At 46.7% G+C, this 12,457-nt stretch carries 12 protein-coding genes; 10 read left to right on the top strand and 2 right to left on the bottom strand.

What is annotated here, in order from left to right; all coding sequences use genetic code 11:
• Positions 1–71: 71 nt before the first annotated feature.
• The 9 genes from benA (at position 72) to pcaD (ending at position 8,725) form a co-directional block, all read left to right on the top strand.
• Positions 72–1,457: a benzoate 1,2-dioxygenase large subunit gene (gene benA, locus FTT89_RS09775; RefSeq protein WP_160241301.1), complete on the top strand. Its 1,386-nt coding sequence runs from the start codon at positions 72–74 to the stop codon at positions 1,455–1,457.
• Positions 1,454–1,945 carry a benzoate 1,2-dioxygenase small subunit gene (gene benB / locus FTT89_RS09770; RefSeq protein ID WP_180006487.1) on the top strand — a complete coding sequence of 164 codons (492 nt, stop codon included), beginning with the start codon at positions 1,454–1,456 and terminating at the stop codon, positions 1,943–1,945. The genes benA and benB overlap by 4 nt, the downstream gene beginning before the upstream one ends.
• Positions 1,946–2,040: 95 nt before the next feature.
• The gene (gene benC / locus FTT89_RS09765) at positions 2,041–3,057 is read left to right on the top strand and encodes a benzoate 1,2-dioxygenase electron transfer component BenC (protein WP_019837573.1); all 1,017 of its coding nucleotides are present in this window, start codon (positions 2,041–2,043) and stop codon (positions 3,055–3,057) included.
• A gap of 38 nt (positions 3,058–3,095) precedes the next feature.
• Complete coding sequence (benD, locus tag FTT89_RS09760) at positions 3,096–3,881, top strand: benzoate diol dehydrogenase BenD (RefSeq protein ID WP_160241299.1); 786 nt, start codon at positions 3,096–3,098, stop codon at positions 3,879–3,881.
• 53 nt (positions 3,882–3,934) lie between these two features.
• Positions 3,935–5,161 carry a benzoate/H(+) symporter BenE gene (gene benE / locus FTT89_RS09755; protein WP_087662389.1) on the top strand — a complete coding sequence of 409 codons (1,227 nt, stop codon included), beginning with the start codon at positions 3,935–3,937 and terminating at the stop codon, positions 5,159–5,161.
• Between the two features lie 24 nt (positions 5,162–5,185).
• The gene (locus FTT89_RS09750; RefSeq protein ID WP_016658116.1) at positions 5,186–5,872 is read left to right on the top strand and encodes a 3-oxoacid CoA-transferase subunit A; all 687 of its coding nucleotides are present in this window, start codon (positions 5,186–5,188) and stop codon (positions 5,870–5,872) included.
• Positions 5,873–5,891: 19 nt separating this feature from the next.
• Positions 5,892–6,545: a 3-oxoacid CoA-transferase subunit B gene (locus FTT89_RS09745; RefSeq protein WP_016658115.1), complete on the top strand. Its 654-nt coding sequence runs from the start codon at positions 5,892–5,894 to the stop codon at positions 6,543–6,545.
• A 134-nt stretch (positions 6,546–6,679) separates the two neighbouring features.
• On the top strand, positions 6,680–7,885 hold the full coding sequence (gene pcaF / locus FTT89_RS09740) for a 3-oxoadipyl-CoA thiolase (protein ID WP_180172852.1): 1,206 nt from the start codon (positions 6,680–6,682) through the stop codon (positions 7,883–7,885).
• Between the two features lie 60 nt (positions 7,886–7,945).
• Positions 7,946–8,725, top strand: coding sequence for a 3-oxoadipate enol-lactonase (gene pcaD, locus FTT89_RS09735; RefSeq protein ID WP_005178103.1), 780 nt, complete (start codon positions 7,946–7,948; stop codon positions 8,723–8,725).
• 120 nt (positions 8,726–8,845) lie between these two features.
• On the opposite strand, the gene FTT89_RS09730 is transcribed toward pcaD, so the two are convergent.
• Positions 8,846–9,733 carry a DMT family transporter gene (locus tag FTT89_RS09730; protein ID WP_180172851.1) on the bottom strand — a complete coding sequence of 296 codons (888 nt, stop codon included), beginning with the start codon at positions 9,731–9,733 and terminating at the stop codon, positions 8,846–8,848.
• Positions 9,734–10,071: 338 nt separating this feature from the next.
• Between FTT89_RS09730 and FTT89_RS09725 the strand changes: the two genes are divergently transcribed.
• Positions 10,072–11,163, top strand: coding sequence for a putative zinc-binding metallopeptidase (locus FTT89_RS09725; RefSeq protein ID WP_168397673.1), 1,092 nt, complete (start codon positions 10,072–10,074; stop codon positions 11,161–11,163).
• A gap of 40 nt (positions 11,164–11,203) precedes the next feature.
• On the opposite strand, the gene FTT89_RS09720 is transcribed toward FTT89_RS09725, so the two are convergent.
• A complete protein-coding gene (locus FTT89_RS09720; RefSeq protein WP_180108554.1) occupies positions 11,204–12,259 on the bottom strand; it encodes an aromatic ring-hydroxylating dioxygenase subunit alpha in 1,056 nt (351 codons plus the stop codon).
• Positions 12,260–12,457: the final 198 nt, after the last annotated feature.

Below are 12,457 nucleotides of genomic sequence, written 5' to 3'. Positions count from 1 at the left end.
GAATGGAATCGGGATGTAATCATTAGATTCATCCCGATGACTTCCCCTCCTTGGAAAGTCGGAGAAAGGACATGCCTCGTATTCCTGTAATTAACACCAGCCACTTAGACCGCATTGATGAGCTATTGGTTGATGATTTTGAATCTGGTGAATTTAAACTACACCGTTCAGTATTCACAGACCAAGCCCTGTTTGACCTAGAAATGAAATACATTTTTGAAGGCAACTGGGTTTATTTGGCACACGAAAGCCAAATTCCAAACAACAATGACTACTACACCACTTACATGGGCCGTCAGCCAATCATCATTGCACGTAACCGTCAAGGTGAACTGAATGCCATGATCAATGCGTGTTCACACCGTGGTGCACAGTTATGTCGTTACAAGCGTGGTAACAAAGCAACTTATACTTGCCCATTCCACGGTTGGACTTTCAACAACTCTGGTAAGTTGTTAAAAGTGAAAGACCCTGCCGATGCGGGTTATTCAGATTGCTTCAATAAAGACGGTTCACACGACTTGAAAAAAGTTGCCCGTTTTGAAAGCTATAAAGGTTTCTTGTTCGGTAGCTTAAACCCGGATGTTCCACCACTAGAAGAATATCTTGGCGAAGCCACCAAAATTATTGACATGATCGTGGGTCAGTCTGACCAGGGTCTGGAAGTATTACGCGGCTCATCAACCTATACCTATGAAGGTAACTGGAAGCTGACTGCTGAAAACGGTGCCGATGGTTACCACGTATCTGCAGTACACTGGAACTACGCTGCAACAACTCAGCAACGTAAAGAAAAAGAAGCTGGCGACAATATTCGTGCTATGAGTGCAGGTTCATGGGGCAAACAAGGCGGTGGTTCTTACGGCTTTGAAAATGGTCACATGCTGCTTTGGACACAATGGGCCAACCCGGAAGACCGTCCAAACTTTGCCAAAAAAGATGAATATACCGAGAAATTCGGTGCGCCAATGGCGAAATGGATGATCGAGCGTTCCCGTAACCTGTGTATCTATCCAAACGTGTACTTCATGGATCAGTTCGGTTCACAAATTCGTGTGTTACGTCCGCTGTCTGTAGATAAGACTGAAGTGACTATTTACTGTATCGCACCTGTGGGTGAAGAGCCAGAAGCACGCGCACGCCGTATCCGTCAATACGAAGATTTCTTTAACGCATCAGGTATGGCAACCCCAGACGATCTTGAAGAATTCCGTGCATGTCAGGCAGGTTATGCCGGTATTGCCCTGGAATGGAACGACATGAGCCGTGGTGCCAAACACTGGATCCAAGGTCCAGACGATGCAGCCAACGAAATTGGTTTAAAACCAAAACTTTCAGGTATTAAAACTGAAGACGAAGGTTTATACCTTGCTCAACACGAATTCTGGCTCAAACTTATGAAAAAAGCGATTGCTGACGAGAAAGAGCTTGCTGCAACTGAAGGAGAAAACGCATGAGCGACATCACTTTAGAAAAAGTTGCACAGTTCCTTTATCAAGAAGCTCGCTTTTTAGATGATGAACAATGGGATGAGTGGTTACAGTGCTACGCTCCTACTGCTTCTTTCTGGATGCCAGCTTGGGATGACGATGACCAATTAACTACAGATCCACAGTTTGAAATCTCTTTGATTTACTACCCAGACCGTCAAGGTTTGGAAGACCGTGTGTTCCGTATCAAAACTGAACGTTCGTCTGCAACCATGCCAGACACACGTACCTGCCATAACCTCAGCAATATTGAAATTGTTGAACGTGATGGCGATAAAGTGACTGTACGTTTTAACTGGAACACCTTAAGTTTCCGTTACAAAACCAACTACAGCTACTTTGGTATGTCACGCTACGAAATCGACTTTTCTGGCGACAAACCACAAATTTTAAGCAAGTACGTGGTGCTGAAAAACGATTACATCAACCAAGTAATCGACATTTATCACCTCTAAGACTGTATTGATTTACAGCTAGGTAAAAACCTTTCAGCCAGATGGAATTTTGGCTGAAAGGTCAAGTTTTAAAGATTTCTATAGGATATTCAGCCATGTCAAACCACAATGTTGCACTTCAATTTGAAGATGGCGTTACACGTTTTATTTCTGTTACAGATGGTGAAACACTGTCAGACGCAGCTTACCGTCAAAAGATCAATATTCCTTTGGACTGCCGTGACGGTGCATGTGGAACGTGCCGTGCGTTTTGTGAATCAGGTTCGTATGACATGCCTGAAGAAACTTATATTGAAGATGCATTGACACCAGAAGAAGCTGAACAAGGCTATATTCTTGCATGCCAATGTAAACCAACTTCAGACGCAGTATTCCAAATTCAAGCCACTTCTGATGTATGTAAAACTGAAATTCATGCATTTGAAGGTACATTGGCACGTGTTGAAAACTTATCTGACTCGACTATTACCTTTGATATTCAGTTAGATGAAGGTCAACCAGATATTCACTTCCTTGCAGGTCAATATGTGAATGTGGGTATTCCAGGCACAACAGAAACTCGTTCGTATTCTTTCAGCTCTAAGCCTGGCAACCGCTTAACTGGCTTTGTGGTACGTAACGTACCAAACGGCAAAATGAGCGAATTCTTAAGCCAAAACGCTAAAGCTGGCGACAAAATGACCTTTACGGGTCCATTTGGTAGCTTCTACTTACGTAATGTAGCACGCCCTGTGGTGATGTTAGCGGGTGGTACGGGTATTGCACCATTTATGTCTATGCTGCAAGTGCTTGAAGAAAAAGGTTCTGAGCACCCTGTACGTTTAGTCTTTGGTGTGACCAATGACTTTGACTTGGTTGCAATTGAAAAATTAAACGAACTACAAGAAAAATTCTCTTGGTTCGAGTACCGCACTGTTGTGGCAAATCCAGAATCTGCACACGAGCGTAAAGGTTACGTGACTGGCCATATCGAAAACGAATGGCTCAACGGTGGTGATGTAGACATCTACCTATGTGGTCCAGTGCCAATGGTAGAAGCGGTACGTGGCTGGTTAGATGCAGAAGGTGTTAAACCTGCAAGCTTCCTATTTGAAAAATTCTCTGCCAACTAAGTTTGTTAGACAGTCTAGAAACATAGTCGGAGAATACAATGAATCGCTCAAAAAGATTTGAAAACAAAGTTGTAATCGTGACTGGTGCTGCTCAAGGCATTGGTCGCGGTGTGGCTTTACAAGTGGCTAGCGAAGGCGCACAAGTAGTCATGGCTGACCTTTCTCCTTATGTAGAAGAAGTGTTGGCTGAAATTGAAGAGCTTGGTGGCGATGCTGTTACTGTAAAAGCCAATCTTGAAACTTTTGCAGGTGCAGAATCTGTCGTTGCAAAAGCACTCGATACCTATGGTCGTGTAGATGTACTCATCAACAACGTCGGTGGTGCAATCTGGATGAAACCTTTCCAAGAATTTTCTGAAGAAGAAATTATCAAGGAAGTGAATCGTTCATTGTTCCCAACCCTATGGTGCTGCCGTGCCGTGTTGCCAGAAATGATTAAGAATCAAAAAGGTACGATTGTAAACGTATCTTCTATTGCAACACGTGGTATTAACCGTGTGCCGTATTCGGCTTCAAAAGGTGGTGTGAATGGCTTAACCGCTTCCCTTGCCTTTGAACACGCCAAAGACGGTATTCGCGTCAATGCAATTGCCACAGGCGGCACTGAAGCACCACCACGCAAAGTACCACGTAATGCCAACCCGCTTTCTGAATCAGAACAAGCGTGGATGCAAGAAGTGGTAGATCAAACAATTGATCGTACTTTCTTGGGGCGCTACGGCACCATTCAGGAACAAGTGAATGCGATTTTATTCCTTGCTTCTGATGAATCATCGTACATGACAGGTACGGTTGTACCTGTAGGTGGTGGTGATCAGGGTTAACCTGATCATCTTTTTTGTACAGGATCATTGCCAGACTTGCACGGAGGCAAACAATGAGTCACCTGTTAGATACCTTAAGAAAAGACTGGTCCTTATCAGCCACAGTTGCAGGATTTTTAGCTGTACTGATTTCCTATGCCGGTCCTTTAATCATCTTCTTCCAGGCAGCCCAACAGGCTCAAGTGTCCAATGCCATGATGATTTCATGGATTTGGGGCATTTCTATTGGCGCAGCCGTTGCCGGTATCTTCCTTTCAATTAAATTCAAAGTTCCGGTGGTTACCGCCTGGTCGGCACCCGGAACGGCCTTGCTGGTCACCCTCTTTCCTGATATTTCCCTGAACGAAGCCGTTGCAGCCTACATCACCTCAGCCGTGGTGATTTTCATTATTGGGATTACCGGTTATTTCGACAAATTGCTGGCCTTAATTCCGCAAGCGGTTGCAGCGGGCATGATGGCCGGCATTTTGTGCCAGTTTGGCTTTGGCCTGTTTACTGCCAGTAATAACATGCCGTTTATTGTATTTGGCATGTTGCTGGTGTTCTTACTGGCCAAACGTTTTAGTCCGCGCTATGCCATGCTGTATGTACTATTGACCGGAATTGGCCTGAGCCTGTTGCTCGGCACCATGAATCCGGTCGAAATGAGTTTTAGCCTGGCAGTGCCGCAGTTTATTGCGCCGGAATGGACCTGGAACTCGACCCTTAACCTGGCCTTACCGCTGATTTTAGTCAGCCTGTCTGGTCAGTTTCTACCGGGGATGGCCATTTTAAAGCTCAGTGGCTACGACACGCCGGCTAAACCCATTATTACCACCACCAGTATCGCTTCGCTGGCGGTGGCGTGTGTTGGCGGGATCACTATTGTCCTGGCCTCAATTACCGCCGCGCTGTGCATGGGCAAAGACGCGCATGAACTGAAAGAAAAGCGCTATATCGCCGGGATTGCCAACGGCCTGTTCTACATTTTAGGCGGTTTATTTGCCGGCAGCATTGTGATGCTGTTTAGCCTGCTCCCGAAAGAATTGGTGGCAGCATTGGCCGGTCTGGCACTTCTAGGAGCCATTGGCATCAATTTAAATGCCGCCATGCATCAGGAAAACCAGCGTGACGCAGCACTTATTACCTTCCTGGCAACTGCATCGGGTATGCAGTTTTTAGGTCTCAGCTCAGTTTTTTGGGGAATTTGTCTGGGTATTCTGGCTCATGTCATTTTAAGCAGAACCGGTTTATCAGGACTGACCTCACCTTCAAGCCCAAGCAAAAGCACGGGTCAATGAAGTTTGTTTGACTAGGAAACAACTATGATTGATAAAAGCTCAGCATCTTTAAAAGATGTGCTCTCTCAAATTAAAGATGGTTCAACCATCATGATTGGTGGTTTCGGTACAGCAGGTCAGCCTGCTGAACTGATTGATGGCCTGATTGAACTGGGCATCAAGGATTTGGTCATCGTCAATAACAATGCCGGTAATGGCGACTACGGTTTGGCCAAATTACTCAAAGCAGGCGCTGTACGTAAAATCATCTGCTCGTTCCCTCGTCAGTCTGACTCTTATATTTTTGATGAACTGTATCGTGCTGGCAAAATCGAGCTGGAACTGGTGCCGCAAGGTAACCTGGCTTGCCGTATTCAGGCTGCAGGTATGGGTTTAGGCCCAATCTACACCCCAACTGGCTTTGGTACTTTACTGGCTGAAGGTAAACCGACCTTAAATTACGAAGGCAAAGAATTCGTTCTGGAAAACCCGATTAAAGCCGATTTTGCTTTAATTAAAGCCTACAAAGGCGACCGTTGGGGCAACCTGGTGTACCGTAAATCTGCTCGTAACTTTGGCCCGATTATGGCCATGGCGGCAGATGTCACCATTGCACAGGTCGCAGAAGTGGTTGAACTGGGTGAGCTTGATCCTGAGCACATCATCACTCCGGGTATTTTTGTACAGCATGTGGTGTCAGTTGCTGCCAAACAGCCTGAACAATCAGCATAAATACGTGAAGGAGAACACGATGAGCTATACCAAATTAACACGTGACCAGATTGCTGAACGCGTTGCCCAAGACATTCCAGATGGTGCCTATGTCAACCTCGGGATTGGCCTGCCAACCAAAATTTCAAACTACCTGCCTGCAGATAAAGATGTATTCCTGCATTCTGAAAACGGTTTATTGGCCTTTGGTCCAAAACCTGCGCCAGGTGAAGAAGATCCGGAACTGATCAATGCCGGTAAAGAATATGTAACCATGCTAACCGGTGGCTGTTTCTTCCATCATGGAGATTCTTTCGCGATGATGCGTGGCGGTCACTTGGACATCGCCGTATTGGGTGCCTTCCAGATTGCAGAAAATGGTGACCTGGCCAACTGGCATACTGGTGCCCCAGATGCAATTCCTGCAGTAGGTGGTGCAATGGACCTTGCAGTTGGTGCCAAGAAAGTCTTTATCACTACCGATCACGTGACTAAAAAAGGCGAGCCGAAAATTGTAGCGGAGCTGAGCTATCCAGCAACTGGCCTGAAATGTGTAGATCGTATTTATACCGACCTGTGCGTGATTGATGTGACTGCTGAAGGCATGAAAGTGATTGAGAAAGTTGACGGTCTGTCATTTGAAGAGCTGCAATCCCTGACCGGTGCGAAGCTGATTGATGCGACACAGGGTTAAGTAATCCCTCCCAACCTCCCTGAGCGAGTTTTAAAGCACGGCTTTAAAAACTCAGCGCAAGCAAGGGAGGAAAAGTCCCCCTTTTTTAAAGGGGGATTTAGGGGGATTAAAAAAGAATTTAGGAAACAGAAAAAATGAAAAACGCATATATCATTGATGCTATTCGCACCCCATTCGGTCGCTACGCAGGTGGACTTGCTCCTGTACGTACAGATGACCTGGGTGCCATTCCCATTCAGGCGCTGATGGAGCGTAACCCAAGTGTTAACTGGGAAAAAGTAGATGACGTGATCTACGGCTGTGCCAACCAGGCCGGCGAAGACAACCGTAACGTGGGTCGTATGTCTGCGCTATTAGCGGGTGTGCCGCATCAGGTGCCTGCAACAACTTTAAACCGTTTATGTGGTTCATCACTGGATGCGGTTGCCATGGCGGCGCGTACCATTAAAGCCGGTGAAGCACATCTGATTGTGGCGGGTGGTGTAGAAAGCATGTCACGTGCACCATTTGTGATGGGTAAATCTGAATCTGCCTATGGCCGTAGCCAGAAAATTGAAGACACCACCATGGGCTGGCGCTTCATTAACCCGAAACTGAAAGAAATGTATGGTGTTGAAACCATGCCACAAACTGCAGAAAACGTGGCAGAACAGTTCAACATTAACCGTGAAGATCAGGACAAGTTTGCGTTTGAAAGCCAGCAACGTACCGCTGCCGCACAAGCCAAAGGTTTCTTTAAAAATGAAATCGTACCTGTAGTGATTCCACAGCGTAAAGGCGAACCAGTTGTGGTCGATACCGATGAGCATCCACGTGCATCAACCACGTTAGAAGGTTTGGCCAAGCTAAAACCTGTGGTCAAAGCCGATGGTACCGTGACTGCTGGTAATGCCTCAGGTATTAACGATGGTGCAGCAGCATTATTAATTGCCTCTGATGAAGCGGTAGCGGAATACGGTTTAAAACCACGTGCCAAAATTATTGGTGCAACAGTAGTCGGTGTAGAACCACGCATTATGGGCTTTGGTCCAGCGCCAGCCATTAAAAAACTGTTGGCCCAAACCGGTCTGACGTTAGAGCAGATGGATGTGATTGAGCTAAACGAAGCTTTTGCTGCTCAAGCACTGGCGTGTACCCGTGACCTTGGTCTGGAAGATTGTGCCGCGAAAGTGAACCCGAATGGTGGCGCCATTTCACTGGGTCATCCACTCGGTGCATCAGGTGCGCGTCTGGTCACCACGGCCCTGAACCAGCTGGAAGCCACTGGCGGCAAATATGGCCTGTGCTCAATGTGTATTGGTGTCGGTCAAGGCATCGCTTTGATTATTGAACGCGTTTAAAGATACGATAACAAATTAAATTTCCCCTCCCTTTTTTAAAGGGAGGTCGGGAGGGATTCAATGCCAACATTTACATCTCAAGATGCTGAAATTAATTACCAAACCTTTGGTGATGCGACAAAACCTGCGCTGGTATTTTCTAACTCGCTAGGTACCAACTTTAAAATGTGGCAACCGCAAATTGACCACTTCCAGCAGGACTTTTTTGTCATTTGCTATGACACCCGTGGTCACGGCGCATCTTCTGCTCCACAAGGTCCATATACGCTTGACCAGCTCGGCCAAGACGTGGTGAATCTGCTCGATCATTTAAATATTGAAAAAGCAGCCTTCTGTGGGATTTCGATGGGTGGTTTGACCGGTCAGTGGCTGGCAATTAACAAGCCTGAACGTTTTAGCCATGTTGTGGTCTGTAATACAGCCGCTAAAATTGGTCAGGAACAGGCTTGGAATGAGCGTGCCGCACTGGTCCGGGAACAAGGTTTGGCCCCTATTGCATCAACGGCGGCCGGTCGTTGGTTTACCGAACCCTTTATCCAAAGTAACGCAGCAACTGTAGCGACTCTTTCAAACGACCTGGGAGCTGGCAGCCCTGAGGGTTATGCAAGCTGCTGCGAAGCTTTGGCTAAAGCGGATGTACGTGAACAGTTAAAAGACATTCAGGTACCGGTATTCATTGTTGCTGGTCAGCAAGACCCGGTAACAACTGTAGCCGATGGTGAATTTATGCAACAACGCATTGCCAACGCTGAACTGTTTGAAATTAATGCTTCGCATATTTCCAATATTGAACAGCCAGAAGCCTTTAATCAGGCGGTGCAGGCGTTTATTCAACGCTAAACCCAGCTCGGTTGAAAGCATTTAAAAAAAGATAATCTCCGGATTATCTTTTTTTGTTTTTAGGCAATTTTTAAAAAGATTGATGATTCTACTGAGATGCCCTGCCCATCTACTTCAACTTTAAGCCCAGATCACCAGCATCGCGGCAATCACCACCAGTACCAAGCCCAGATGATCGGTTCGGGCCAGTTTTTCCTTAAAGAAAAAGGCAGAAATCAGCAAGCTAAATAGAATTTCAATCTGTCCCAAAGTTTTGACCAAGGCCACAGTCTGCATACTCATGGCACTAAACCAGCCAAGGGAGGCCAGAAAACTGCAAATACTCACCTTAAAGGTCAGTCCCAGTCGCTGCCACATGGCCTGTAAGGTATGCCGGCTAAACAGCCCCAAATACAACAACATGCTGATACATTGCAGCCCGATCACAAAACATAATACCCAGCCGGCACGATGTAAAAAGGGTAAATTCTCCAGTTCCAGACTCGCTTCACGCACCAGCAGTGAGGTAATGGCAAAACTGAGACCACTGCCCACCCCAATCGCCAACGTGCTGACAGAAAGCTTGGTATTGGCCGGCCCTTTACTGAGTAAAAAGACTGCCACGCCGCCTAATACGACGCCAACCCAGCCCAGCAGACTTAAATATTCGCCCAGTAGTGCCACGCCAATTAAAGCCGCCAGAATCGCCTCGCTTTTGGCCAGTCCGACCCCAATGGCATAGTTTTTCTGCTTGAACAGCTGCACCATGAGAATGGTGGCCAGAATCTGGCAAAAAGCCACCACAGCAATATACAGCCAGAATTTCCCGCTAAAGCTAACCGGCGTTGCGGCAGGCTGCTGCAGATATAAAAAACTCAAATAACCGACCGCAAACGGCAAGGCAAAAATAAAGCGTGCAAGCGTGACGCCATAAACGTCGACCGTCATGCTGAGCTGTTTTTGAAAGGCATTGCGCCAGGCCTGCATAAATGCAGCCATCAGGGTAAAAAGAATCCAGGTACTGGCCATGCGAGTATGAAAAATATGATCGGGAATAAGGTTTAATCTACTCCTTTCATGGCGCATATTCGACCATTTTTCATTCATTTACCGTGGCTTTGCTGAATAAATCTCCAATTCTGTCTATTTGCAGCTTTTATGTTCCTTTTAATCCGGAATGCAATGACTGCAAGGCACATGCTTGCCGTTTGCATCCACATGGTTTTTCGACTCAAAATGAGGCTAAGCGACTGATCGCATCAGGCAACTTTGTAAATCTGCTACAATTTTATAGCGGGTTTCAAATACCCTCCTGACTCAATCTATGTTTAGATAAATGGACGTATCCTGCAGGCTGAGGATCAAGAATGAAGTATTTTGAATGTGCGGTATGCCATCAGCAGATTTTTTTTGGTGCCTCATTTTGTGAATATTGCAAGGCACCCATTGGCTTTGTTGCCTCCGAAAAAGATATGGGCACCTTTCGTAAGGATAGCGACAATGAATGGGTCAGCCTGAATGAAAGCTATCGTAATCAGAAATTTAAGCCCTGTTTTAATTATAGTCACTATCAGGTCTGCAACTGGATGATTCCCGTCGATGATGAAAATATCTATTGCGAATCCTGCCAGCTTACCCACACCATCCCCAATTTAGATGAACCGGAAAATATCCAGTACTGGCGTTATCTGGAACAGGCTAAACGGCGGTTTTTATATCTGGCGCAGCGCATGAATATTATGCCGCGGCCAAAACGTTCTGAAGATGACCGCTATGGCCTGCGCTATGAATTTTTAATGCCCATGGAAGGCCAACCGGTGCTGACCGGCCACGCCAATGGTCTGATTACCCTCAATGCCATTGAAGCCGATGTGGTTTATCGGGAAACCACGCGCGTAACCATGGGAGAAAACTACCGTACCCTGCTCGGCCATTTTCGCCATGAAAGCGGCCATTATTATTTTGATGTGATGCAAAACCGCCATCCGGAACTGGTCGATGAATTCCGCTACTATTTTGGTGATGAGCGTCAGGATTATGGTATGGCGCTCAAACGCCATTATGAACAAGGCCCGCCCTCCGACTGGCAAGACAGCTATATCAGCACCTATGCCACTACCCATCCCTGGGAAGACTGGGCTGAAACCTGGGCGCATTATCTGCACATGATGGATACTTTGGAAACCGCCTATTTTGCCGGAATCCGGGTGCAAGGTAACGGCCGCACCCTGGCCAATCTGTACTTTACCGAATGTCCCATTGGCGGCAAGGATATTGAACATATTCTAGAAAACTGGATTGCCCTGACCTTTAATCTGAATGCGCTGAATCGCAGTATCGGGCTGGATGATGCCTATCCGTTTAAACTGACCGAGCCAGTAAAAGACAAGCTGCGTTTTATTCACCGGCATGTGCTGGATAAAGCCTTTAAATCCAATCAGGCCAGTCATCCTGCCTAAACTCGCCTTCAATTCCTCGCTTTCAACTCAATGAAATTTGCTACACGATATAGCGTTTACTTAGACCCCATTCGGCCAGAATCCGGCGGTATAAGGCCGAGGAGCGATCTGCCTCAAAATGGGCTTCCATGCTTAAATCCAGCGGCAGCTCTTCCGGTTTCTGGCTTTCTACCATGTCCTGATCTTCGGCAAAAATCTGCGCATTAAAATCGTAAACCGCTTGCAGGTCACCGGTGGTATCAAAATTCCGGGTTAAAGGCACAAATAGCCGGGTCTGATTGGCCGATACCGGACAGCAGGCATTTAAGATTTTCAAGATGCCATCATTCGGAAAATAAATGGTCAAGGTCGCTGCAAAGGGTGGATAAACCTCAAACTCACGCGTCCATAAAAAGCCTTCGGGTGCTAAATGCTGCATGCCATGCGGATAATTACTGACATTGGAAATATAGATACTTTTCAGGCCATAGTCAGTACGTTCAGTATGATATTTCGGCACCACCGGATTGTCCCGATCGGCAAAGGCCTGATGATGTACCCAGGCAAAATGTGCAACATCAATAAAGCCTTCTAACTGACGGCCGCTGGAACCGGCAATATCCACACTGGGTGGTAAAATGGATTGATGCTCAGCATCTTCCCAAGTATCCAGCACCGGAAAATTGGCTGCCTGTTCATCGCGCCCGAACAGGCTGGTCCAGACCAGACCATATTTCAGCACCACCGGAAACGTGGTCAGGCTAAAACGCTCCGAAATCTGGGTCAGGTCGGGCTGGGCCGGAATTTTGGTGCATTTGCCGGCACGGTTATAGTGCAGCCCATGATAAGGACAGACAATTTCCACGCCCTCTACCCAGCCTTTGCTTAAAGGCACACCGCGATGTGGGCAAATATCCCGCACCAGCTGGATGTCACCACTTTCTGTCCGGTACAGCGCCATTTTCACATCTAGCAAGGTCACCTGTTGCGGCTGGCTGCTGACATCCTGAATTCGCGCCACCGGATACCAATGCTGCGCCAGAATATGCCAGTCACTGGCATCAAAGCGGCTGTCATGGGGTTGGGCAAACAGGTGGATTACAGGAATCGCATTCATAGGCTGGCTCACTTTTAAGCTATACAGGGTCAAGAACAAACGGAAATCCGCGGTTTTCTCATGTCGTTTATTGTTAATTTCCTGTTTTAAATTAAGAGCTTCTGCTTTTTCTGTCTATTAGAATGTTTTTGATGATCTGTTCTAAATATTCGAACACTTTAGTCAAAATTGGCCTGAACTGGCGCAGATCTTGCTCTT

This window comes from Acinetobacter sp. YH01025, assembly GCF_013420185.1.
GTDB classification, from domain to species: domain Bacteria; phylum Pseudomonadota; class Gammaproteobacteria; order Pseudomonadales; family Moraxellaceae; genus Acinetobacter; species Acinetobacter indicus.
Note: the sequence above shows the minus strand (reverse complement) of the source record. Positions and strands in the feature narration are given on the sequence as shown.